The sequence below is a fragment of the Allostreptomyces psammosilenae genome (genome assembly GCF_013407765.1).
Lineage (GTDB): Bacteria > Actinomycetota > Actinomycetes > Streptomycetales > Streptomycetaceae > Allostreptomyces > Allostreptomyces psammosilenae.
The window spans coordinates 1,521,056-1,545,020 of sequence record NZ_JACBZD010000001.1 but is presented as its reverse complement, the minus strand read 5'-3'; the positions used below and the strand labels follow the sequence as shown (position 1 = coordinate 1,545,020).

Genomic DNA, 23,965 nt, shown 5'->3' with positions numbered 1-23,965 from the left:
GACCTTCGTGGGAAGACGGGAGTGGGACGTGAGCGTGCACCGCAGCGTCGTCGGCGTGCATCTGCTGCTGGAACGGGAGGGCCGGGTGCTGCTGGGCCTGCGCTCCGGCACGGGCTGGCGGGACGGCCTCTGGCACGTCCCGAGCGGCCACCTGGAGCGGGAGACCGTCCTGGCCGCCGCGGCCCGGGAGGCGCGCGAGGAGCTGGGCATCACCATCGCCGAGGGCGACCTGGCGCTGGTGCACACCGTGCACCACTGGGTCGGTGAGCGGAGCCGGGCGGGCCGCATCCAGCTGTTCTTCCGCGTCCAGCGGTACACCGGGGAGATCGTCAACGCCGAACCGCACAAGTGCGCCGAGCTGCGCTGGTGGCCGCTGGACGCGCTGCCGGAGAACACCGTGGACTACACGGTGGGCGCGCTCGCCGCCATCAAGGACGGCGTGCCGCTGACCGTCGCCGGCTTCCCGCCCGCCGCGCCCGGCCGCGCCGCCGGCTGACGGCCGGGTCGGCCGGCGGCCGGGTCCGCCGGCGCGCCGTCACTCGGCGGTCGCCCCGCCCCCGGAGGTCAGCAGCTCCACCATGTCGCGGCGCTCGAACATCATCGCGGCCTCCAGGGCCGAGGGACGCCCGGCGTTCGGATCCGCGCCGCCCTCCAGCAGCACCCGGACCACGTCGGGCGTGCCCTTGAAGACCGCCCCGGCCAGCGGCGACTGGCCGCGGTCGTTGATCCGGTTGGGGTCGGCGCCGTGCTCCAGCAGCACCCGGACGGCCTCGGCGTGGCCGTGGTAGGCGGCCAGCATCACCAGCGTGTCGCCCCGGTCGTTGGTCAGGTTGGGCGGCGCTCCGGCGTCGAGGAGCCGGCGGACGAGCGCCGGGTCGCCGCCGCGCGCGGCGTCGAACACCTGGCCGGCCAGCCGCACCACCTCGGGGTCGAACTCCTGCGGGCCGCCTTCGCGCACCTCGGGGCCGCCTTCCTGGGTCACCGTCGCTCCTCCTCCTCGCGCCCGCGCGTCCGGCGCGGGGACGGTCGTGCCGCCGGGCGGGGGCACGACCTCACGGTAACCGGCACGGGCCGCCGGGCGGACGCCGCCCACCGAGGCCGCCCACCGCCGCGGCCGGGGAGCACCCGTTCGGCCGCCACAGCGCGGTGGACAGAAAGTGACGGTAGGAAAACAATATGTAGCGGGCGCCCTCTCTCGCCGGTTCCGCGCCGTCACCCCGTCCCGAAGTACCGAAGCCCCGAGGAGCCGTCCATGATCCTCAACATCTCCGGTGTCGTCCTGCTCGGCGTCATCGTCTTCCTCTTCTTCCGCCGCGACGGACTCAAGCCGCTGCACGCCGTGGTCTGCGCGCTCTTCGGCTTCTACCTCGCCGGCACCGCCATCGCCCCCAGCATCACCGCCGGCGGCCAGAGCATCGCCAGCATCCTGTCCGACCTCAGCCTCTGAACGGCCGGCGGACCGGAACCCGCTCCGGAAGGGCTGCCCGATGACGTCGTCCACCGCCCGGCGCGGCGCCACCGCCCGCGCCCGGCACCTCGCCAGGAGTGCCGGCGCCCAGGCCCGCGAGGCCCTCCAGCCGCTGCTGCTGATCTGGCGGGGTGCCCGGCGCGGCGCCACCCGCGGGCTGGCCTGGCTGCGGGGCACGCCCGCCGAGCGCCGCAACTCCACGCTCTTCCTGACCGCGCTCGCCGTCGGCGGCGTCACCCTGTTCGTGCCCTACGGCCCCGCGCTGACCGCCGCCGCCCTGGTGGGCGGCGCCGCCTGGCTCGGCCGCGACCCGGACAGCGCGCCACCCGGCCCGGCCGGGGACCGACCCGCCGGCGACGTCGACGCCCGCCTGCAGGCCCTGTACGACGGCCTGGCGCCGTACCTGCCGCCGCATCCGAACGATCCGCATCCGCTCTACCTCCCCGGCGCCCCCTACCAGCGGGCACTGGTCGACGTGCGCACCGACCGGGAGGGCCGACCCACCGCGCTGACCCTCCGCTACCCCGGCCACTTCACCGACACCGAGGCCCCCGCCCGGGCGCGGATCGAGCACGTGGTCCGGGCCAAGACCGATCCCGGCCGCGAGTACCTCTTCCAGTGGGACCCGGCGAACACCCTGCTGCACGTCACCGCGCTGGAACCGCTGCGCACCGACATCACCACCCAGCCGTTCGTCACCGGGCCCGGCGAACTGGTCCTCGGCTTCACCGACCCCGCGGCCACCAACCGCCTGATCCCGGTGCTGGTCGGCGCCGAGACGCTGCGGGCCGCGCCGCTGCTGTGGCGCGGCGGCGGGAGGTCCGGCGAGCCCCACCTGCTGGCCATCGGGCACCCCGGCAGCGGGCGCACCACGCTGCTGCGCGCGCTGGCCAACCAGGTGCCGCGCCACGGCGACCTGGTCGTGGTGGACGCCACCGGCGCGGGCGAGTACGCCTACCTCACCGGGCGCCCGGGCGTGCTCACCGTCGCCGACGACCCGTCCACGGCACTGGCCACACTGGACTGGCTGGCCGGGGAGACCGCCCGGCGCACCGGCGTGGTCACCGCGGCCAAGCGGCACGGCCACCCGCCGCCCGCCGACGCGCGGCGCCCGCTGTGGGTGCTGCTGGACGGCCTCACCGAACTCGTCGCGCTCACCCCGCCGGACCGGCCCGACCCGCGGGAGCTGCTGTCCGGGCCGGCGCGGCACGGCCGGGGCGCCGGCGTCGCCCTCGCCATCACCGACACGCCGGCACTGCTGGGGGCGCTGCCGACGCCGCTGGCCGACGCGGCCCGGGCCAGGGTCGTGCTCGGGCACGTCAGGCCGGAGGAGGCCCGGGCCTTCCTCGGCACCCCGCTCGGTCCGGCCGGGCCGGCGTGGCTGCCCCCGGGGCGGGGATGGGCCCGGCTGGGCAACGGCCCGGTGCTGCGCCTGCAGGTGCCGTACGCCCCGGACCCCTTCGACGAGGACACCGGCGCGGCCGAGCGCGCCGCCGTGCTGGCGCAGCTGCCGGCGCCCACCGCGGCGCCGGCCGCCTGGGGCGGCCGGCGGTAGCGGGCCGGTCCGCCCGGCCGACCGGGGAGGACGGACGCGGGAGGACGGACGCGAGAGGCCCGGCGCGGGGGGCCCGGCGAGGGCGGTCCGAGGGCGCGGTCGGTGGGGCCGGGATCCGTTTCCCGGCCCGGCCGGGGATACTGCGGGCATGATCGCCCCGCATGGCCGCCGCGCCGTCCCGCGCCACCCCTTCCTGGACTCCGACGGCCCGCTGGCCTTCGCCCACCGCGGCGGCGCCGCCAGTGGGGTCGAGAACTCCATGAGGGCCTTCCAGCAGGCCGTGGACCTCGGCTACCGCTACCTGGAGACCGACGTCCACGCCACCGCCGACGGCTACCTGGTGGCCTTCCACGACAGCACGCTGGACCGGATGACCGACGGCCACGGCGCGGTGGCCCGGCTGCCGTGGAGCGCGGTGCGCCGGGCCCGCATCGGCGGGCGGGAACCGATCCCGCTGTTGGAGGAGGTCCTCGACGCCTTCCCGGACGTCCGGGTGAACATCGACGTCAAGGCGGACGCCGCCGTGGCGCCGCTGGTGGCGGCCATCCAGCGCACCGGCGCCTGGGAGCGGGTGTGCGTCGGCTCGTTCTCCGACGCCCGGCTCGCCGCCGTCCGCGCCGCCCTGGGGCCCCGGCTGGCCACCTCGCTCGCCCCCCGCGCGGTGGCCGGCCTGCGCCTGGACTCCTGGACGTCGCCGTTGCCGCTGGGGCGCGCGCTGGGCGGGGAGGCGCTGCGTTCGGCGGTGTGCGCCCAGGTGCCGGTGCGCCAGGGGGTGGTGACGGTGGTGGACGCCGCGTTCGTCCGGGCGGCCCACCGGCGGGGGCTCCAGGTGCACGTGTGGACCATCGACGACCCGGTGCAGATGCACCGGCTGCTGGACCTCGGCGTGGACGGGCTGATGACCGACCGGTTGGAGACGCTCCGGGACGTGCTGCGGCAGCGCGGCCAGTGGCCGTCCTGAGCCCGCCCGCCGCGCGGACCGCCCGCCGCGCGGACCGGCCGCCGCGGGCCCGGATGGTGATACGGCTGCCGCCGCCGCGCCGGCTCCGCCATAATGGCGCGGCACCCGCCCGTCCGGCGCGGCCCACCGCACGGCACGGAACAGGCCCGCACGGGCCGTTTCCGCTACGGTGGCGGGCCGACACGACGGGGGTAACACGCAGTGACCGGAACCATCGCGGGTCCGGCCGGCCAGACGCCGGCCCCGCAGGAGGCCGACGTCCGCGCGAGGGTGCGCGAGCAGCGCGGCTGGTACTTCTACGACTGGGCCAACTCGGTCTTCCCGACGACGGTGATCACCGTCTTCCTCGGTCCCTACCTCACCTCGGTGGCGGAGGCGGCGGCCGGCGCGGACGGCCGGGTGCACCCGCTCGGCGTGCCGGTGGCGCCGGGGTCGTTCTTCGCCTACGCCGTCTCCGCCTCGGTGCTGCTGTCCGTGCTGGTGATGCCGCTCACCGGGGCCCTCGCCGACCGCACCGGACGGCGCAAGCGGCTGATGGGCGTCGCCGCCTACACCGGGGCCGCCGCCACCACCGGCATGTTCTTCCTCTCCGGGGACCGCTACCTGCTCGGCGGCGCGCTGCTGATCGTGGGCAACGTCAGCTTCGCGGTCGCCTCCTCGCTCAACAACTCCTTCCTGCCGGACATCGCGACGCCCGAGGAGCGCGACGCGGTCTCCTCGCGGGGCTGGGCCACCGGCTACGCCGGCGGCGCGCTGCTGCTGGTGGTGCACTTCCTGCTGTACACCGGCCGGGAGGGGCTGGGGCTGGAGGAGGGCACGGCCGTGCGGATCTGCCTGGCCTCGGCGGGCCTGTGGTGGGGGATCTTCGCGATCATCCCGCTGAGGCGGCTGCGGGACCGCCCGCCGTCCCCGGAGGCGGCGGCGGCCCAGGGCAGCCTGCAGCAGCTGGTGGCGACCGTGCGGGAGATGCGCCGCTACCCGCTCACCCTGGCCTTCCTCGGGGCCTACCTGGTCTACAACGACGGCGTGCAGACGGTGATCTCGCAGGCGGCGATCTTCGGCGACCGGGAGCTGGGCCTGGGCCAGGGCACGCTGCTGACCGCGATCCTGATGGTCCAGGTGCTGGCGGTGGCGGGCGCCCTGCTGATGGGCCGGCTGGCCCGCCGCTTCGGTGCCAAGCGCACGGTGCTGGGCGGCCTGGTGGCCTGGACGGCCACCGTGGTGCTGGGGTTCTGGCTGCCGCGGGGCGAGGCACTGTGGTTCTTCCTGCTGGCCGTCGCGATCGGCATGGTGATGGGCGGCACCCAGGCGCTGTCCCGCTCGCTGTTCTCCCGGGTGGTGCCGCCGGGCAAGGAAGCGGAGTACTTCAGCGTGTACGAGGTGAGCGACCGGGGCACCAGTTGGGTGGGACCGCTGGTGTTCGGACTGACCTACCAGTGGACGGGGAGCTACCGGATGGCGCTCGTCTCGCTGCTGGTGTTCTTCGTGGTGGGATTCGTGCTGCTGGCGATGGTGCCGGTACGGCGGGCCGTGCTGGCGGTCGGCAACACGCCGCCCGAGCGGCTGTGAGACGCTGCCGGCGGACACGGGGGTCGGTGACGCGGAGGGGCAGTGTAGCCGCTGCGCGTTACGGGGGTGTGACTACGCAAGGAAAGGGCGGGGGAACATATCGTGACCACCATTTGCAGATGTGACAAAACGGGTGCTGGTGGGTACAACAGGGGCGGCACAACGGACGACGACAGCGCTGGGTTCGCACGGTGCCACCGGCTCCGGTGGCGACCGACCGGGAATTTCGAACGGCTGCCACGCGTTGACCGCTGTGGCGCATCCGTAATGTTGTTGACACCTGTGGGCCACAAGCCCGGGAGGCACGATTCATGAGCGAGCGAGCTCTCCGCGGCACGCGACTCGGGGCCACCAGCTACGAGACCGATCGCGGTATCGACCTGGCGCCACGTCAGACGGTCGAGTACGCGTGCACCAACGGCCACCGCTTCGAGGTGCCCTTCTCCGTGGAGGCCGAGGTGCCCCCGCAGTGGGAGTGTCGCACCTGTGGGGCCGAGGCGCTACTCGTCGACGGTGAGGGGCCCGAGGAGAAGAAGATCAAGCCGGCGCGCACCCACTGGGACATGCTCATGGAGCGCCGCACCCGTGAGGAGCTGGAGGAGGTGCTGGCCGAGCGGCTGGCGATCCTGCGCTCCGGCGGCATCAACCTGGCGGTCCACCACCGGAGCGCGAACCGCAAGAGCGCCTGAGCCGGCGGCTGGTGACGAGCCGGCGAGCTGACCGGCTCGCGGGCTCGACTCGACCGGCGCGCAGGGCAACGGCGTGCGCGGTGGGCGTTGCGGCCGTCTCTCGTCGCCCGGGGTGTGGCGGACGCAGGAACGTATCACCGCTCCTGTGCCGGCCACACCCCGGGCTTCGTCGTGTCCGGCGGGGTGCCCGGCGTCCGCGACGGCCCCGGGCGGCGGCGGTGGCCGGCTCAGTTCCCGGGCGGTCCCTCGATCGGCCGGCGCGGGCCCGGCCCGTCCGACTCCCCCGCCCGCCCCGGGGCCGGCTCGTCGCGGACGACCTCGCCCTCCACCACCACGGTGGGGTGGGCGCCGCCACGGGCGGCGGCCCCGTAGATCCCGCTGGCCACCGCCTGACGTTCGGCCCACCGCAGCACGCGGCGCCGGGCCCAGCCCCGCACGGGCGGCAGCAGGCAGAGCAGGCCGAGCACGTCGGAGAGGTAGCCGGGGAGGATGAGCAGCAGCCCGCCGGCCATGCCGACCACGGCGTCGCCGGTGACGTTCTCCGGGGGGCGGGCGCCGGGGGTGCCGGCCGCCGCCAGCGCACGCCAGGCGCGCACCCCGGCGCGCCGCACCAGCCGTCCGCCGACCACGGCGCCGGCCAGCAACAGCAGGGCCGTCACCAGGCCGCCGATGAGGTCCGCGACCCGGATCAGCAGCCACAGCTCCAGCACGATCCACAGGAGCAGCACGACACCGACGACGGGGCGCCGGTTGCGGGTTCGGGGCATCAGGTGATTCCTCGCACGGGGGTCGCCCCCCACGGTACCGGACCGTGGCCGCGGCGATCCAAGGCCCGGCCGCGGCCGGCTCAGGCCCGCGGCCGCTGCCGCGGGGCCTCCGGCGGCTCCTCCGCCGCCACGGGGGCGTCGGCGGCCTCGCCCCGCGCCCCGGCGGGCGCGATCGGGGCGCCGCCGCCGCGCGCGGCGCGCACCGCCTCCACCCGGCGCTGGACGCCCCAGGAGGTGACCCGCCACAGCGCCTCGGCCACGATGCTCCGGCTCATCTTGCTGTCGCCGGCGGCGCGCTCCACGAAGGTGATCGGCACCTCCACGACCTTGAAGCCCGCCCGGACCGCGCGCCAGGCCAGGTCGACCTGGAAGCAGTAGCCCTGCGAGGCCACGTCGTCCATGCCGAGGCCGAGCAGCGTCTCCTTGCGGAAGGCCCGGTAGCCGCCGGTCACGTCGCGCAGCGGAACGCCCAGCATGACCCGGGAGTAGGTGCTGCCGCCCCGGGAAAGCAGTTCCCGGGACTTCGGCCAGTTGACGATGCGGCCTCCCGGCACCCAGCGGGAGCCGAGCGCCAGGTCGGCGCCCGAGGCCAGGGCGTGGAGCAGCCGCGGCAGCTCCTCGGGCTGGTGGGAGCCGTCGGCGTCCATCTCCACCAGGACGTCGTAGCCGCCCTCTATGCCCCAGCGGAAGCCGGCCAGGTAGGCGGCGCCCAGGCCCTCCTTGCCCTCGCGGTGCAGCACGTGCACCGCGCCGTCGGCGGCGGCCAGCCGGTCGGCGACCTCGCCGGTGCCGTCCGGGCTGTTGTCGTCGGCGACCAGCACGTGTGCCTCGGGCACGGCCGCGCGGATCCGCTCGACCACCGGCCCGATGTTCTCCGCCTCGTTGTAGGTCGGAATGATCACCAGGATCTTGCCGAGGCCCGCGTGGACGTGCTCCTCGGCGGCCCGCTCGTCGTGGCTCAAATCGCCGCCCTCTCTCCGCTCGTTCCGGGGCCTGACCGCGTCTGCGCGGCCGCACGGGCCGCCCTGCGCCCGGACCACGCACCGCCGGCCCAGGCCAGGAGTCCGAGAATAGCGAGAGTCCATTCGGGCGCCGCACCCACGCGGGTCGCCAGGGTGGCGGAGTCCCGCTGCGGGACGTCGGCGACCATGACCTGCTGGACGAACTCCTCGGTGCGCTGCTCCACGGTCCCGTCCGGGGCGATGAAGGCGCTGATGCCGCTGGTCGCGGCGATGGCCACGGCACGGCCGTGCTCGACCGCCCGCAGCCGGGACATGGCGAGCTGCTGCTCGGGCTGGCCGGTGCGTCCGAAGGTGGCGTTGTTGGTCTGCACGACGATCATCTCGGCGCCGTCGTCGACCGTGTCGCGGACGACCTCGTCGTAGGCCACCTCGAAGCAGATCACGTCGCCGATGGTGGCCGGGCCGAGCTCCAGCACGCCGTTGGCGGAGCCGTGCCAGAAGTCCCGGGGGATTCGCTCCAGGCGGCTGATCAGCGGCGTGAGCTCCTCGCGGAAGGGCACGTACTCGCCGAAGGGCACCGGGTGCTGCTTGGTGTAGGAGGCGCCGGGGCCGGTCACCGGGTCCCAGACGATGCCCTGGTTCTGCACGTGGTCCTCGTCCGGTCCGGCGACCAGGGTGCCGATCAGCACCGGCACGCCGACCGCCCGGACCGCCTGGTCGATCAGCGCGTAGGCGTCCGGCTGGGTGAAGGGGTTCAGGTCGGAGGCGTTCTCCGGCCAGATCACCACGTCGGGGCGCTCCACCCGGCCGGCCTCGACGTCCTCCGCCAGCGCCATGGTGGCCTCGACGTGGTTGTCCAGGACCGCGCGGCGCTGGCCGAGGAAGTCCAGGCCGAGGCGGGGCACGTTGCCCTGGACCACCGCGACCCGGACGGTCTCGTTGCCGGCGCCGGTGGGGACCGGCACCAGCAGGCCGGCGCAGAGCACGGCGGCGGCGAGCAGCAGCGGGCCGGCCACCCGGGGCCACCCGCGTCCGGCCGGGGCGGGGGCGTCCGGGCGCCGGCCGGCGGCGGCGACCAGCGCCGCGGTGGCCGCCGCGAGCAGCGCGGCGGTGAGCGCGACGGCGAAGGTGACCAGCGGGGCGCCGCCGAGCGCGGCGAGCGGGGTGAACGGCGTGTCGGTGTGGGCGAAGGCCAGCCGTCCCCAGGGGAAGCCCCCGAAGGGGATCCGGTCCCGGGCCCACTCCTGGGCCACCCACAGGCAGGCCGTCCACAGCGGCCACCCGGGCAGTCGGGAGACGGCGGCCAGACCGGCGCCGAGGGCGACCAGGAACAGCGCCTGGATCAGGCTGAGGGCGATCCAGGCGTCCGGGCCGACGGAGGTGCGCAGCCAGCTCAGCAGGAGCAGGAAGAACGGGGCGGCGAAGGAGAGCCCGAGCAGCGCGGCGTGCCGGGCGCGGACGCCGCGGGTGAGGAGGCTCAAGCCGGCCAGGGCGAAGAACGACAGCGGCCACAGGTCGTACGGCGGGAAGGAGAGCGCCAGGGCGAGTCCGCAGACCGCCGCCGCCAGGTGGCGCGGCACCGCGCCGAGGAGCCGGCGGCCCCGCCCGGCCGGGCGGTCCGGCCCGCGTTCGGCGGCGGGGGCGGTGGCGGCCTCCGCGGCGCCCCCGGTGCGCGCCCCGGCGGGGGCGGTGGCCGTCGCCCGGCCGGCCGGCGGCTCCGTGGGCGCGGTGGGCGCGGCGGTGTCGGCGCCGGTTGGTCTGGGGTCCGAGCGGTTGCCTGGGGTGTCGTCGACCGTGGGATCTCCGCCGGTGGGGTCCGACCGGGTGGCGGAAGAGGACACGGGCCGCCGCCTTTCTCTCGCGGGGGTGCGCCTTGGGGTGCCGTCCGTACGGCACCGTAACGGGCAGCGTACGGGAGTGCGACAGGTGGTCGCCGCGGAGGGCGGTTCCCGGCCGTCGCCGGCGCCCCGGTCGGCGGCGGGGCCCGGCGGCCCGTTCCCGTCGCCCGCCGCCGTCCCCGCCGCTTCCGGCCCGGATCGCGGGCCGGGTGCCGCCGCCCGGTCGGGGGCCGTGGCGCGGGGAAGTGGAGGACGGCCGTCCGCGGGTCGGCGCGGGGCGGCGCCGGGGTGGGGACCGCGCGGGTGGCCCGGACGCCCTTCGGGCCGGCCGGGGATCCGCGGGCTGCGGACCGTCCTCGAACCGTTGTCTACTGAGCGTTCGGGCCCCCGCGCGCGTCCCATCGACCTACCGGGGTCGGCCTGCCGGCTCGCGCGGCGGCCCGCCTGGTGACGTCCGGTCCTCGGGTGCGCGGTGAGGGCCGGGCCTGGCTGACGGCGGCGGACGCTGCCGCCGACGACCCGGTCTCCCACGCACCGATCGCCGGATGGCCCGGTGGCTCGGTTCCCCGCGGGGGCGTGCCGGATTCCGGCTCCCCTGGGGGCCCTGCGAACCTACTCGGCCCACTCGACCCGCTGTCAAGCCGCCCCTGACCTGCCCGGATGATCTCAATGCGCAGGTCAAGCGAGGTGCGTGGAGCGGCCTGACGCGACATCGGATGCGGCCGAACCGGTGGGCCCGGGCTCCGCGCCGGGCGCCTAGCCGCCCAGGCCCCAGGCCTCGGCGAACTCGGCGGCGTCGGCGGCGACGTGCGCCGGCCGGCCCGCCACCAGGGTGGCCACGCAGTCCGGCAGGGCGGCGTCCGGGTGGACGTCCGGCAGGCCGGGAGTGCCCGAGCGGGGGTCGGTGGACCAGCCGGCCACCCGCGCGTCGGGCGCCTGCACCACCAGTTCCCCGGCCCGCCACACGGCCAGGTGGGCGGGCGCGCCGGGGACCAGCACGCCGGCCAAGTCGTCGCCGACCGCGCGGTGGCCGCCCCGGGTGTGGGCGCTGAACGCCGCCCGGGCGGAGATCCGGTGTTCCGGCCGGTGGTGGAAGGCGGCGGCCCGGACGGTCTCCCACGGGCCGAGCGGGGTGACCGGCGCGTCGGAGCCGAAGGCCAGCGGCACCCCGGCCCGCAGCAGGGCGGCGAACGGGTTCATCCGGGCCGCCCGCTCGGCCCCCAGCCGCCGTTCGTACATGCCGCCGGGGGCGCCCCAGGCGGCGTCGAACGCGGGCTGCACGGACAGCACCACGCCGAGCGCGGCGCAGCGCGCGACGGCGCTGTCGTCCAGCAGTTCGGCGTGCTCGACGCGGTGCCGCAGGGCGCGCACGGCGGGCAGGCCGAGCCGCTCCGCGGTCTCCTCCAGGCCGTCCAGGACGGCGTCGACGGCCGCGTCGCCGATCGCGTGGAAGCCGGCCTGCACGCCCGCCTCGGTGCACAGCCGCAGGTGCTCGGCGATGGCCTCGGGGGTCAGGTGGAAGGTGCCGCGGTGGCCGCGCAGGCAGCCGGGGTCGCTGTAGGGGGTGCGCAGGGCGGCGGTGCGCGAGCCCAGCGAGCCGTCCACGAACAGGTCGCCGCCCAGTCCGCGGGCGCCGAGGTCGCGGACCCGTTCGCCGACGGCGGAGGCGGTGCCGAGGGCGCCGGCGGTCTCCCCCCAGTAGGCGACCACTTCGGGCAGCGCGCGGCCCTCCTCGCCGCCCTGGCCGGCGGCCAGCTCCAGCAGGGCGCGCAGGTCCTCTTCGGAGGAGATGTCGGGGCCGGCGCACTCGTGGACGGCGGCGATGCCCAGCGAGGCGGCGCGGGCCAGGGCGGCGCGCTGGGCCTCCGCGCGCTGCGCGGCGGTCAGCGCGCCCTCCACGGCGCGGCGGGCCGCGTGGTGGGCGGCGGCGGTGAGCAGGCCACCGGCGCCGTGTCCGGGCAGGTCGGCGGCCTCGGGGGCGAGCCGCAGCAGGGCGGTGGAGGCCAGCGCGGAGTGCGCGTCGACCCGGGTGAGCAGGACGGGCGCGCCGCCGGTGACGCGGTCCAGGTCGGCGGCGGTGGGCAGGCCGGGCCGGGTCCACCGGCTGTCGTCCCAGCCGTGGCCGACCAGGATGGTTCCGGGGGTGGTGGCGCGGGCGTGGCGGGCCAGGCGGTCGAGCAGGTCCGCGGCCGAGTCGCAGCCGGTCAGGTCCAGGCCGGTGAGCGACAGGCCGGTCATCGTGGTGTGCACGTGGGCGTCGACGAACGCCGGGGTGACCAGCCGGCCGCGCAGGTCCACGACGGCGTCGACGGCGCCGGCGTGCGCGTCCGCGGCGCCCTCCGCCCCCACCCAGGCGACGGTCCCGTCCTCGACCACCAGGGCGGTGGCGAACGGGTCGGCGGGGCTGTGCACCGTTCCGCCGCGCAGCAGGACGGTGCGCGCCGCGGCGGCGGGGCGGTTCCGGGCCGCGGTCGGGGTCGCGGTGGGGTTCTGGGAGGGGCGGGCTTCCATGCCACCAGTCTCCTCCGCCGGGGCGGCGGCGCGGTCCCGGGGGTGGGCCGGGCGGGGCAGGCCGGGCGCCGGCGGCTACCGCGGCGGCTGGGCCGGCCCCGGAGCGGCCGGGTCCTCCCGGACCAGCCGGGGCGCCCGGGCCTCGTAGGGGGTGCTGAGGACGACCGTGGTGCGGGTGTTGACCTGTGCCTCGGTGCGGATGCGGCCCAGCAGGCGCTCCAGGTCGCCGGGCGTGGCGACGCGGACCTTGAGGATGTAGTTCTCCTCCCCCGCGACGCTGTGGCACGCCTCGATCTCGGCGATCCCGGCGAGCCGCTCCGGCACGTCGTCCGGGGCGCTGGGGTCGATGGGCTTGACCGAGATGAAGGCGGTCAGCGGCAGGCCGACGGCCTCGGGGTCGACGACCGCCGTGTAGCGGCGCAGCACCCCCCGCTGTTCCAGCCGCCGGACCCGCTGGTGGACGGCCGAGGTGGACAGGCCGGTGGCGCGGCCGAGGTCGGTGTAGCTCATCCGGCCGTCGTCCAGGAGCAGTTGCACGATCATGCGGTCGAGGTCTTCCACCAGGTCAACCTACCGCCGCCGGGATAACGGACGGCGGGAGCACCCGCGGTCGGATTACAGTTCGACCGTGAATGACGATCAAGAACCGGCGCGGTCCACGTCGCCCGGCCGCCGGGGCCGCCCGGCCGCCGCGCGCCGGGGGGCTCGGCGAGCGCCCTCGATCCGGGGCGATGTCCGGTTCCTGACCGAATGTCACCACCAGTGCCGGCAATGGCCTCGGGCGGCAGGATTAGGCACCCGTGGGCATGGGAAATGCTCGCTATGGCCATGGCCCCAGGTCCACCGGCTCCTTAAGACCCCAGGGGGAGAACATGAGCGGACGTCCACGCAGCAGTAGCACCCTCGTGAACGCGGCCGCCACCGTCGTCGACGACGAGGGCGACAGCGCCGATCCGGGTGCGGCGCGCGACGAGGCGGCGCCCACGGTCGACGCGGCCCACGCGGACGACTTCGACCACGACTACGACTTCGACGACAGCGACCTGGAGATCGTCCGGCTGCGCTGCCCGGACTGCGCCCGGCCGATCGCCGTCCTCGAGGAGGAGCCGGTGCTGCCCGAGCACGCCCTGCTCCCCACGCCGTGGAACCCCTTCGGGCTGCGGGTGTGCTCCGGATCCGGGCTTCCGGTGGAGGCCGCCGAGGAGCTGCCGGCCCCGTGTGGCGAGGCGGGCGACGCCCTGGCCGCGCTGCTGACCCTGCCGGAGGGCCTGCACTGGCGGACCCAGCCGTTCTCCCACCCCGACCTGCCGCTCTCCTCGGTCGGCCAGCGCCGCCGCCGGCGGCGGTGACGCCGGGTCACCACGTCCGCCGCCCGGGGGCGACGGCGCGGTGACCCGGACCACGGGACGCCGGCGGCCCGGCCGGCCGCCGTCCCCCGCACCAGTCGTCCCACCCGGCCGCGTCTCCTGGTCCCGGCCCGCCGGCCGGGCCCGGTCACGCCGCGCCGGCCTCCTGGTGCAGGCCGCGCGCGATGACCAGCCGCTGGATCTGGTTGGTGCCCTCGACTATCTGCAGCACCTTCGCCTCGCGCAGGAAGCGCTCCAGCGGCAGCCGGGCGCTCGCCCCCTCCGGGCCGAGGGCCTGCACCGCGTCGCCGGTCACCCGCATCGCCGCGTCGGTGCAGAACAGCTTCGCCATCGCGGCCTGCCGGCGGAACGGCCGCCCCGCGTCGCGCCGCCGGGCCGCGGCGAGGTACAGCGCCCGGCCGGCCTCCACCGCGGTCGCGGCGTCCACCAGTAGCGCCTCGGCGGCCAGCACCTCCGGGTGGCGGGGGCCGAGCACCTCGCGGCGCTCCCGGGTCCGGTGCCAGGCGGTGTCCACGGCCGCCCGGGCCAGGCCGACGGCGCAGGCGGCGATGGACAGCCGCCCGGAGTCCAGGGCCTCCAGGGCGATTGGCAGGCCCTCCCCCTCCGCGCCGATCCGCGCCGTCACCGGCACCCGCACGCCGTCGAAGTACAGCTGGGCGGTGGGCGAACCGTTCAGGCCCATCTTGCGCTCCGGAGCGCGCGCGACCAGTCCGGGGACGCCGCCGGGCACGAGCAGGGCGGACACACCGGCCGGCCCGGCGGCGCCGGTGCGGGCCATCACCGTGTGGAAGTCGGCGTGGCCGCCGTGGGTGATCCACGACTTCACGCCGTCGATCCGGTACTCCTCACCCTCCCGGGTGGCGGTGGTGCGCAGGGCGGCGGCGTCCGAGCCGGCGTCGGGCTCGGAGAGGCAGTAGGCGCCCAGCAGCTCGCCGCCGACCATGGCCGGCAGGTGCTCGGCGCGCTGCTCCTCGGTGCCGTGGTGGGCGAGGGGGTGACAGGCCAGGGTGTGGACGCCGACGGCGAGCGCGACGGTGAGCCGGCCGGCGGCGAGCTCCTCCAGGACCTGGAGGTAGACCTGGTAGGGCTGTCCCCCGCCACCGTACCGCCGCGGGTAGGGCAGGCCGAGGAGGCCGGCCTTGCCGAGGGCGCGGACGGTCTCCCGGGGAAAGGTGCCGGCCGCCTCCTCGGCGGCGGCGTGCGGCGCCAGCTCCTCCCGCGCGGCCTGCGCCGCCAGCTCGATCAGGCCGGCGGCCTGCTGGTCCGGGACGGTGCGGTCGACGCGGTACAGGCGCGCAACGTGCGGGGCGTCCATCGGGGTCTCCTCCCAGCCGGTTCGTCCCCGGCGCCGCCGGCGGGCCCGGTCGGAGCCCGTGGTGGTGTCGGGAAGGCGGTGTCCGGGCGGCGGGACGGCCCTCCGGGTCGCGGAAGGCCGGCCCCCGCTCGGCTGCCGGGAGTATGCCCCAGTCGGTGACGCGCGTCACGCCCCCGTACGGGCTACCGTCCGGGCTGCAGGACCTGGGTGAACAGCACGGTCCCGTCGTGCTCGCGCAGGCGCACGGTGAACTCGGCGCTCTCGGCGTCGATGTGCACCTCGCCGAAGAACTGGTAGCCGTCCAGCGGCGAGGTGTTGGCGACCGGGGGCGCCTTGACGAACACCTCCCGCGGGCCGAAGGTGCCGTCCAGCCGGTTGGGACCGAAGGCGCCGGCGTTCAGCGGGCCGGAGACGAACTCCCAGAACGGGTCGAAGTCGGTGTAGGCGGCCCGCGCCGGGTCGTAGTGGTGCGCCGCGGTGTAGTGGACGTCGGCGGTGATCCACACGGTGCCGGTGATGCGGCGGCGCTTGATGAAGGTGAGCAGCTCGGCGATCTCCAGCTCCCGGCCGAGCGGCGCGCCCGGGTCGCCCTGGGCGATGGCCTCGATGGCGGTGCTGCCGTCCGGGACGATCAGGCCGATCGGCATGTCGGCGGCGAGCACCTTCCAGGTGGCCGTGGAGCGGGAGAGCTCCTTCTTCAGCCAGGCGAGCTGCTCCCGGCCGAGGATGCCGCCGTCGGCCGCGGTCTCGGTGCCGGCGGAGTTGCGGTCCCGGTAGGTGCGCATGTCCAGCACGAAGACGTCCAGCAGCGGCCCGTGGTGGATGACCCGGTGCACGCGCCCGCTGGGGCGGGTGAGCGTGGAGATGGGGAAGTACTCGGAGAAGGCCTGGCGGGCGCGGGCGGCGAGCACGTCCACCTCCTTGACCGTGTAGCGGGAGTCCTCCAGCAGTTCGCCGGGGTACCAGTTGTTGGTGACCTCGTGGTCGTCCCACTGGATGATCGAGGGCACCTGGGCGTTGAACCGGCGCAGGTTCTCGTCGAGCAGGTTGTAGCGGAAGTTGCCCCGGTACTCGGCCAGCGTCTCGGCGACCTTAGCCTTCTCCTCGGTGGTGACGTTGCGCCAGACGCGGCCGTCCGGCAGCGTGACGCTGGCCTGGATCGGGCCGTCGGCGTAGATGGTGTCGCCGCTGCAGAGGAAGAAGTCGGGGTCGAGCCGCGCCATGGCGTCGTAGATCCGGAAGCCGCCGAGGTCGGGGTTGATGCCCCAGCCCTGGCCGGCCTGGTCGCCGGACCAGGTGAACCGGACGTCCCGGGGGCGGTGCGAGGCGGTGCGGAAGGTGCCGGCGACCGGCTCGCCGGTGGCCCGCGGGTCGTCCGGGTCGGCGAGGACGACCCGGTAGTGCACCTGCTCGCCGGCGGGCAGGCCGCGCAGCGCGGTGGTGCCGGTGAGGTCGGTGTCCGGGGTGAGCAGCGGGCCGGTGAAGCGGCGCGGGCGGCGGAACTCCTCGGTGGCGGCGACCTCCACCACCATCCGGGCCGGGCGGTCGGCGCGGGCCCAGATCAGGGCGCTGCCGGCGGTGACGTCGCCGGCCTGCACGCCGTGGCTGACCTGCGGCCGGTTCCAGCGGAGCTGGGCCGGGGCGGCCGGCGAGGCGGCCGCGGTGGACGCGGGCAGGACGAGGCCGCCGGCGGCGGCGAGCGGGGCGGCGGCGAGGCCGGCCAGCAGGCTGCGGCGGGCCGGTCCGGTGGGGCCGTGCTCGGTCATCGTGCGCTCTCCCAGGGGCTGTGCGTCGGGACGCACGAGTTCTACGGGAGCCGGGTGGCGCGTGGCCGCCGCGCGGGAGAACGCCGGGTGAACGCCGACACTGGCGGGGCGTCCGGGGTCCGTGAGTCTGGTGGGGCGCGTGTTGCCGAACGGACGCGTGAGGCGGCCGCCCCGGTGGAGAACCACCGGGGCGGCCGCCGGCCGTCACCGCGACTCGCCCCACGGCGGACGGCCCCTCAGCGGACGGCCCTCGGCGGACGGCCGGTCAGGAGACCGTGCAGCTGACGCCGCCCAGGGTGAAGGCGGTGGGCTCCGCGTTGCTGGAGCCCACGGTGGCCTGGAATCCGAAGGAGGTGGAGGCCCCGGTGGCCAGGGAGCCGTTGTAGCCGGCGTCGGTGACGGTCACCGCGTTGCCGGACTGGCTGGCCCGGGAGTTCCAGGCGCTGGTGATCCGCTGGTCGCCGGGGAAGGTCCAGCCCAGCGTCCAGCCGTTCAGCGCGGCGCCGTTGTTGCGCAGGACGACCTCGGCGGTGAAGCCGCCCGACCAGGAGTTGGTGATCCGGTAGTCCACCGCGCACGCGCCGTTCGCCGGGGGGTCGGTGGGTGTCGGGGTGGGCGTCGGGCTGCCGCTGCCGCTGCCGGCCAGTTCGTAGGCGTAGGCGGGGCTGAAGGTGCCGGCCGGGCCGGCGCAGCCGTCCACCTCGCCCGGGGGCTTGACCCACAGGTAGGCGTCGACCGCGGCGTCGCCGGTGTTGGTCGTCGGGTTGGTGCCGATCCGCCGGCCGGCCGGGTCGCACCAGGCGCCGCCGGGGGCGGGGCCGGCGCCGTTGCGGCTGGTGTCCACGACCAGGTGCAGGTCCGCCGGGTTGCCGAGCGCGGCCAGCACCTGCTTGCCGTAGCTCACCTCGGAGGCGGTGTGCTGGAAGTTGGAGACGTTGGTGTACACGCCGTCGCCGTTGGTCAGGATGCCGGCGTCGCGGAGCCGGCGGGCCTGCTCGGCCGCGCCGTTCCAGGCGGAGTGCCCGCCGTCGAAGTACACCTTGGCGTTGGGGTTGGCGGCGTGGATGGCGGCCGCGGCGCGGGAGAGCGAGGCGTTGCGGGCGGCGATCTCGGAGGCGGACATGCAGGTCTGCAGCGCGAGGGAGTCCGGCTCCAGGATCACCAGGACGGTGCCGGTGCCCAGGCCGGCGGCGAAGTTGCGGGCCCAGGCGTCGTAGGAGGCCAGGTCGGGCGCGCCGCCGGCGGAGGCGCCGCCGCAGTCCCGGTTCGGGATCATGTACGCGACAAGCGTGGGGATCTGTCCGGCGGCCTCGGCCGCGGAGGTCACCCGGCGGACGTCGGCGGTGACCGTGGTCGGGCGGTAGTTGGAGAACCAGATGCCCTGCGGCTGGCTGGCGATCCGCGAGTTGATGACGGACCAGCGGGAGTCCGACTGGTTGGCCGCCACCCAGCGGGCGACCTGGGAATCCGGATCCTTGTACAGGGTCGCGTTCGCCGGGAGACTGCCCGCCGCCGCCACCGACTCGGCCGCACCGGCGGCGGCACCGCTCGTCATCAGGGCGCCGAGCGCGGCCGCGGCGGCGACCGCGGCCACCGCGATCCGCTTGGGGATGGTTCTGACCGAACGCCTTCTCACCGTGGGTCCTTTCGTTGCCTGAAGGATGCGGGTCCTTCCGCGTGGAAACGCTCCCACACCGTGAATGAGAGCGCTCTCACACAGTCGCCGCCCACCCAACCATCCCCAGGCCCGCACCGGAACCCCTCGGACCCGCCACTTTCCGGCGACCGGCAGCGAGACACGGGGAAGGAGCCGGGGCGCCGAAGCGGCTCCCCGGCTCCCGACCGCCCGTCACCCTCGCGGCGACACCGGACGGCGGCGCCCCGCGCCGCCCGGGGGGCGCGCCCCCGCGCCGCGCCCCCCGCCGGCGGCCCGTTCGGCCGTGCCGTGCGCCCCGACGTGCCGGGCGCCCGCCCCCGCGGCGTCACCCCTGCGCCGTCGGCCCCACGGCGTCGGCCCCACGGCCCCGCCGCTCAGCCGCCCACTGGCGCGGCGGCGGAGGTCCGGATGGGCGCCCCGACGGCGTGCATGTGGCGCAGCGCCTGGGCGTAGGAGTCGATCAGCCCACTCTCCAGGTAGGGGATGCCCAGCTCGGCGCAGTAGTCCCGGACGATCGGCTGCGCGCGCCGCAGGTTGGGGGTGGGCATGCTGGGGAAGAGGTGGTGCTCGATCTGGTAGTTCAGGCCGCCCAGCGCGGCGTCGACGACCCATCCGCCGCGGACGTTGCGCGAGGTGAGCACCTGCTTGCGCAGGAAGTCCAGCTCCTCGCCCTCCTTCAGGGTCGGCATGCCCTTGTGGTTGGGCGCGAAGGTGCAGCCGAGGTAGACGCCGAAGAGCCCCTGGTGCACGGCGAGGAAGGCCAGCGCCTTGCCGGGCGGCAGCACCAGGAAGAGCGCGCCGAGGTAGGCCGCGAAGTGGGCGAAGAGCAGCCCGCCCTCCAGCCAGCGCCGCTTCAGGGAGGGGCGCAGCAGCGCCCGGACGCCGGAGACGTGCAGGTTGATGCCCTCCAGGGTGAGGAGGGGGAAGAACAGGTAGGCCTGCCAGCGGCCGATCACCCGGGACAGGCCCCGGCTCTTCTCGGCCTGCTCCTTGGACCACACCAGCAGGTCCGGGGCGACGTCCGGGTCGAGTTCCTCGTGGTTGGGGTTGGCGTGGTGGCGGGTGTGCTTGTCCATCCACCAGCCGTAGCTCATGCCGATCCCCAGGTTTCCGGCGATCCGGCCGGCGATCTCGCTGGGCCGGCGGGTGCGGAACACCTGGCGGTGCGCCAGGTCGTGGGAGAGCAGCGCGATCTGCGCGAACACCACGGCGAGGAAGACGGCGACGAGGAGCTGCAGCCAGGAGTCGCCGAGTGCGAAGAAGGCCCCCCAGCCCACCGCGAGGAGGCCCCCCACCAGGGCGATCCGGGCGGTGTAGTAGCCCGGACGCCGGTCCAGCAGACCGGCCCGCGTCACCCTCCGGGAGAGCTCGGCGAAGTCGCTGCCGCCTCGCGAGGAGCGAGCCGGTGCCGCTGGTGCGGGTATGGATTCGATCGTCATGGCGCTGAGTCTGTCGTCTCCCGGCCGGTTTACCCAACCGGCCAGCACCACGTCCGGGGTGGGGCTGGCCCCACCCCGGACATCCGGAGGGGAATCGGCGGGGATCGTGGACACTCGGCGCCTTGTGACCGGTGCCACCGTCGTGCACAGTGGTCGCGGCGGTGCGCCCGCGGCGTCAGCCGGGCAGGACCGCCAGCTCCCGGGGGGTCTGGTTGAGGCGCTCGCCGCCGGTCTCGGTGACCACCACGATGTCCTCGATCCGGGCGCCGTGGCGGCCCGGCAGGTAGATGCCGGGTTCGACGGAGAAGGCCATCCCGGCCTCCAGCGGCCGGTCGCTGCCGGCCACGATGTACGGCTCCTCGTGGGTCTCCAGCCCGATGCCGTGGCCGGTGCGGTGGACGAAGTACTCGCCGTAGCCGGCGGCGGTGATCGGGTCGCGGCCGACCGCGTCGAGTCGCTCGGCGGTGACGCCGGGGCGCACGGCCTCGGTCTGCTCCCGCTGGGCGGCGAGCAGCACCGCGTAGTAGTCGGCGAAGTCTGCGGGCGGTTCGCCGACGCAGTAGGTGCGGGTGGAGTCGGAGCAGTAGCCCTCGGGCAGGGTGCCGCCGATGTCCACCACGACGGGCTCGCCGGGGCGCACCGGCCGGTCGGAGGGCTCGTGGTGCGGGCTGGCGGCGTTCGGGCCGGCGGCCACGATGGCGAAGTCGCAGCGGGCGTGGCCGGCCGCGACGATGGCGTCGGCGATGTCCCGGCTGATCGCCGCCTCGGTGCGGCCGGGGCGCAGCCACCGTTCCATGGCGTGGTGCACGCCGTCGATCGCCTCGGCCGCGCGGCGCAGGGCGGAGACCTCGGCGGGGGTCTTGCGCATGCGCAGCTCGCGCAGCACGTCGCCGGCGAGGGCCTGCTCGGCGGCCGGGAGGGCCCGGCGGAAGGCCAGGACCTTCTCGGCGTGCATGTGGTTGTCGACGGCGACCCGTCCGACGGCCCGGGGCAGCCGCGCGGCGATCAGGGCGTAGGGGTCCTCGGTCTCGTTCCAGCCGACGATCTCGATGCCGAGTCGTCCGGCCGGGGAGGCCTCGGCGGCGGGGCGTTCCAGGGTGGGGACGAGCAGGAACGGTTCGCCCCGTCCGGTGGCCGGGACCACCAGGCAGGTCAGGCGCTCCAGCGGCAGCGCCTGGTAGCCGGTGAGGTAGCGCAGGTCGGCGCCGGGCGAGATCAGCAGGGCGTCCAGCCCGGCGGCGGCCGCGGCGGAGGCGGCCCGGCCGGGGCGGTCCGGTGGGTAGAGGTCCGCGCTGGGCTCGTGTGGTGTGGTCACTCGACCAATGTAGGCGTGAGGGCGGGGCGTGGCCGGGGAGCGGCGCGGATGTCGGCGCCGTCCGGGTGGGAGGGGCGGGCGCGCCCGCCCAGGGGGGCGCACGAAGGGGCGCACATAGGCGCACGGGCTGGCGCACGGTTGCAGAAGGGGGCTTGACCAGCCCGAACACCAGGACGTAATGTTCGGCGTGCAAGATTCAGTTGAATCTGCAACATGATCTGAAGCTGCCCCAGTTGTTCCCCCGTGACTGGGGCAGCTTCACCCCTCCTCCCCTCCCCCTGCGGCCCTGCCCCGCTCCGACGCCGGTCCGGTCCTCCGGCTCCCCCACCCGAGCCCTGCGCGGGCAGCGCCCACCGTCGACCCGCCGGCCGCGCGCATGACCCGGCTACGATGTGGGGAGTCTGTCGGTGCCGATGGGCGCGGCGTCGTGCGCGCCCGAGGGACGCGACGACCGTCTCGGGAGGGGCCCGCATGGACGCACTCGCACGAGGAGCGGGCGGAGGGGCCGCCGACCTCGCCTGGCTGCGGGGCGTGGAGGCCTACACGATCGGGGCCTACGCCCGGGCCGAGGAGGAGTTCCGCACGGCCGTGGCCCACGACCCCGGCATGGCGGACGCCTGGCTGGGCCTGCACGCCCTCAAGGTCGACTCCTCCACCGCCCTGCTGGCCATGGTGCGCCACCGCGACCGTTTCGGCGAGCAGCGCACCATCCACCGCCGCCCGCTGAACTCCTGGTTCTGGCTCGGCTGGTGGGTGCAGCCGATGCTGGAGACCGCGGACGACCTCACCCTGGCGCACGCCTCGCACTGGCTGGACGGCCTGCACCTGCCCGAGCTCGACCGGGCCCTCGACCTGTGCCCGGATCCCCGCGAGGACCCCCGCTCCCGCTTCCTCGGTGCCTGCCGCGCCTACCTGGTCAAGGACTGGGAGACGCTGGTGCGCTGCACCCAGGACCTCTACGACGACCCGCTGCTGGGCGTGGAGAGCGCGCTCTTCGGCGGGATGGCCCGGATCCGGCTGGGGCGCTACGCGCAGGCCGAGCCGCTGCTGCTGAGCGCCCTGGCCCGGTGCCGCTCCGAACAGCCGCAGCGCAAGGAACTGCGCTACTGGCTGGCCCGCGCCTACGAGGGGCAGGGGCGCAGCGCGGCGGCGCTGCCGCTGTACCGCTCGGTGCACCGCGCCGACGCCGGCTTCATGGACGCGGCCGGCCGGATCACCGCGATCCTGGCCGACATCGACTCCCCGGAGGACGTCGAGGCGCTCTTCGACGAGATCGGTCCGCACCTGCCCCCGCGCGGCGCCACCGGGACGCTCCCCCCGCCCCGTGACGCCGGCGGGACGTCCGCGTCACGCGGCGGCGGCCCGTCCGGGACGGCGGCCGGCCTGCTCGCCGGGGGCGGCGGCAGCCTGCCGGTGCCCGGTCCCCGGGACGGCAACCAGGCCGACGGCGCGGGGTGGTTCGCCCCGGGGCTCGCCGGCGCGCAGGCACCGGCCGAGGGCGCCGCCACCGGCCGGCGGTCGGGCGCCCCGGACACCGCCGCGCAGGAGCCGTACCCGGGCGGCGACGGGCTGGGCGCTGACCGACCCTGCGGCGCGGGCGGCGGCACCGACCCGGGCGCCGGCGGGGCCGGCGGCGGTGGCGTTCCCGGCTCCCCCGCCTTCGAGGGGCGCGACGGCCTCGACGGCTCCGGGGCGCCGGCCGGGCTGGGCGCCGGGCTGGCCGGCAGCGGGATGGCCTCCAGCGAGCTGGGCGACGACTGGGCGGTCGCCGGCGGGCCGGCCGTGCCCGGGCCCGCCGCGCCGGCGGACGCCCTCGGCGGTGCGGACGGCGCCGCGCCACGGGCCGACGACGGCGGTGCCGCCCAGGCTCCGCCCGGCGCCGCCGAGTCGGACCCGTTGACCAGCGCGCTGGCCGAACTGGAGGACATGGTCGGCCTGGAGCCGGTGAAGCGGCAGGTCAGGGCGATCTCGGCGCAGTTGCGGATGGCCGAGCTGCGCCGCCGCGCCGGGCTGCCGGTGCAGCCGCCCAAGCGGCACTTCGTGTTCTCCGGACCCTCCGGAACCGGCAAGACCACGGTGGCCCGGATACTCGGCCGAATATTCCGCGCCCTCGGCCTGCTGAGCGGCGGGCACCTGGTCGAGGCGCAGCGCCCCGATCTGGTCGGCGAGTTCCTCGGGCAGACCGCGATCAAGGCGAACGAGCTGATCGACTCGGCCCTGGACGGCGTGCTCTTCATCGACGAGGCCTACAGCCTGGCCAGCACCTCCTACAGCAAGGGCGACGCCTACGGCGAGGAGGCGCTCCAGGTGCTGCTGAAGCGGGCCGAGGACAACCGCGACCGGCTGGTGGTGATCCTCGCCGGCTACCCCGACGGCATGGAGCGCCTGCTGGCGGTCAACCCCGGCCTCGGCTCGCGGTTCGAGACCCGGGTGGACTTCCCCAGCTACGGGCCCCGGGAGCTGACCCGGATCGGCGAGCACATGGCGGCGGCCGGCGGCGACCGGTGGGATCCGGAGGCCCTGGAGGAACTCGCGAGCATCGGTCACTACGTGGTGGAGCAGGGCTGGATCGACGGGCTGGGCAACGGCCGGTTCGTGCGTGCCCTGTACGAGAAGACCTGCGCCTTCCGCGACCTGCGGCTGACCGCCCTGCCGGTCGAGCCGACCCGCGAGGAGCTGGCCACGCTCTGCCTCAGCGACCTGGTCCAGGCGTACGGCGAGATGGTCCCCGGGATGTGGAACGGGGAGTGAGCGGGGAGCCGGCGGCGGGCCCGGCCGGGAACGGC

At 76.0% G+C, this 23,965-nt stretch carries 19 protein-coding genes; 8 read left to right on the top strand and 11 right to left on the bottom strand.

From position 1 onward, the window contains the following. Nucleotides 1-28: 28 nt before the first annotated feature. Nucleotides 29-496: an NUDIX hydrolase gene (locus FHU37_RS06150; RefSeq protein WP_218903951.1), complete on the top strand. Its 468-nt coding sequence runs from the start codon at nucleotides 29-31 to the stop codon at nucleotides 494-496. 39 nt (nucleotides 497-535) lie between these two features. Here FHU37_RS06150 and FHU37_RS06145 read toward each other — a convergent pair whose 3' ends face one another. Further along, the gene (locus tag FHU37_RS06145) at nucleotides 536-982 is read right to left on the bottom strand and encodes an ankyrin repeat domain-containing protein (RefSeq protein WP_312892457.1); all 447 of its coding nucleotides are present in this window, start codon (nucleotides 980-982) and stop codon (nucleotides 536-538) included. A 270-nt stretch (nucleotides 983-1,252) separates the two neighbouring features. Here FHU37_RS06145 and FHU37_RS06140 point away from each other — a divergent pair, with 270 nt between their 5' ends. The 5 genes from FHU37_RS06140 (at nucleotide 1,253) to FHU37_RS06120 (ending at nucleotide 6,242) form a co-directional block, all read left to right on the top strand. Next, nucleotides 1,253-1,447: a hypothetical protein gene (locus FHU37_RS06140; RefSeq protein ID WP_179813192.1), complete on the top strand. Its 195-nt coding sequence runs from the start codon at nucleotides 1,253-1,255 to the stop codon at nucleotides 1,445-1,447. Between the two features lie 40 nt (nucleotides 1,448-1,487). Next, on the top strand, nucleotides 1,488-3,023 hold the full coding sequence (locus FHU37_RS06135) for an FtsK/SpoIIIE domain-containing protein (RefSeq protein ID WP_179813191.1): 1,536 nt from the start codon (nucleotides 1,488-1,490) through the stop codon (nucleotides 3,021-3,023). A gap of 148 nt (nucleotides 3,024-3,171) precedes the next feature. Continuing rightward, entirely contained in the window at nucleotides 3,172-3,984 is an 813-nt protein-coding gene (locus tag FHU37_RS06130) for a glycerophosphodiester phosphodiesterase family protein (RefSeq protein WP_179813190.1), read from the top strand. A gap of 201 nt (nucleotides 3,985-4,185) precedes the next feature. Next, the gene (locus FHU37_RS06125; protein ID WP_376773897.1) at nucleotides 4,186-5,553 is read left to right on the top strand and encodes an MFS transporter; all 1,368 of its coding nucleotides are present in this window, start codon (nucleotides 4,186-4,188) and stop codon (nucleotides 5,551-5,553) included. 311 nt (nucleotides 5,554-5,864) lie between these two features. Next, the gene (locus FHU37_RS06120) at nucleotides 5,865-6,242 is read left to right on the top strand and encodes an RNA polymerase-binding protein RbpA (protein ID WP_179813189.1); all 378 of its coding nucleotides are present in this window, start codon (nucleotides 5,865-5,867) and stop codon (nucleotides 6,240-6,242) included. 227 nt (nucleotides 6,243-6,469) lie between these two features. On the opposite strand, the gene FHU37_RS06115 is transcribed toward FHU37_RS06120, so the two are convergent. The 5 genes from FHU37_RS06115 to FHU37_RS06095 form a co-directional block, all read right to left on the bottom strand. Beyond that, nucleotides 6,470-7,009, bottom strand: a complete 540-nt coding sequence (locus tag FHU37_RS06115; protein WP_179813188.1) for an FxsA family protein — start codon at nucleotides 7,007-7,009, stop codon at nucleotides 6,470-6,472. Between the two features lie 80 nt (nucleotides 7,010-7,089). Continuing rightward, entirely contained in the window at nucleotides 7,090-7,971 is an 882-nt protein-coding gene (locus FHU37_RS06110) for a polyprenol monophosphomannose synthase (protein WP_179812175.1), read from the bottom strand. Then, entirely contained in the window at nucleotides 7,968-9,812 is a 1,845-nt protein-coding gene (gene lnt, locus FHU37_RS06105) for an apolipoprotein N-acyltransferase (protein ID WP_312892456.1), read from the bottom strand. The genes FHU37_RS06110 and lnt overlap by 4 nt, the downstream gene beginning before the upstream one ends. Before the next feature lie 753 nt (nucleotides 9,813-10,565). Further along, entirely contained in the window at nucleotides 10,566-12,320 is a 1,755-nt protein-coding gene (locus tag FHU37_RS06100; RefSeq protein WP_179813186.1) for an amidohydrolase, read from the bottom strand. A gap of 75 nt (nucleotides 12,321-12,395) precedes the next feature. After that, a complete protein-coding gene (locus FHU37_RS06095; RefSeq protein ID WP_179813185.1) occupies nucleotides 12,396-12,881 on the bottom strand; it encodes an Lrp/AsnC family transcriptional regulator in 486 nt (161 codons plus the stop codon). Nucleotides 12,882-13,192: 311 nt separating this feature from the next. Between FHU37_RS06095 and FHU37_RS27825 the strand changes: the two genes are divergently transcribed. Then, entirely contained in the window at nucleotides 13,193-13,669 is a 477-nt protein-coding gene (locus FHU37_RS27825) for a hypothetical protein (RefSeq protein WP_246449593.1), read from the top strand. Between the two features lie 145 nt (nucleotides 13,670-13,814). Here the strand turns inward: FHU37_RS27825 and FHU37_RS06085 are convergent, their stop codons facing one another. The 5 genes from FHU37_RS06085 to FHU37_RS06065 all read right to left on the bottom strand — a co-directional run bounded on the left by FHU37_RS06085 (nucleotide 13,815) and on the right by FHU37_RS06065 (nucleotide 21,179). Further along, the gene (locus FHU37_RS06085) at nucleotides 13,815-15,002 is read right to left on the bottom strand and encodes an acyl-CoA dehydrogenase family protein (protein WP_179813184.1); all 1,188 of its coding nucleotides are present in this window, start codon (nucleotides 15,000-15,002) and stop codon (nucleotides 13,815-13,817) included. 182 nt (nucleotides 15,003-15,184) lie between these two features. Next, entirely contained in the window at nucleotides 15,185-16,768 is a 1,584-nt protein-coding gene (locus FHU37_RS06080; RefSeq protein ID WP_179813183.1) for an alkaline phosphatase D family protein, read from the bottom strand. 265 nt (nucleotides 16,769-17,033) lie between these two features. Continuing rightward, on the bottom strand, nucleotides 17,034-18,404 hold the full coding sequence (locus FHU37_RS06075; protein WP_312892455.1) for a glycoside hydrolase family 6 protein: 1,371 nt from the start codon (nucleotides 18,402-18,404) through the stop codon (nucleotides 17,034-17,036). Between the two features lie 395 nt (nucleotides 18,405-18,799). Then, the gene (locus FHU37_RS06070) at nucleotides 18,800-19,864 is read right to left on the bottom strand and encodes a fatty acid desaturase family protein (protein WP_179813182.1); all 1,065 of its coding nucleotides are present in this window, start codon (nucleotides 19,862-19,864) and stop codon (nucleotides 18,800-18,802) included. Between the two features lie 175 nt (nucleotides 19,865-20,039). Continuing rightward, complete coding sequence (locus tag FHU37_RS06065; RefSeq protein ID WP_312892454.1) at nucleotides 20,040-21,179, bottom strand: M24 family metallopeptidase; 1,140 nt, start codon at nucleotides 21,177-21,179, stop codon at nucleotides 20,040-20,042. A gap of 471 nt (nucleotides 21,180-21,650) precedes the next feature. Here FHU37_RS06065 and FHU37_RS06060 point away from each other — a divergent pair, with 471 nt between their 5' ends. Then, complete coding sequence (locus tag FHU37_RS06060) at nucleotides 21,651-23,930, top strand: AAA family ATPase (RefSeq protein ID WP_179813181.1); 2,280 nt, start codon at nucleotides 21,651-21,653, stop codon at nucleotides 23,928-23,930. The last annotated feature ends 35 nt before the right edge of the window (nucleotides 23,931-23,965 follow it).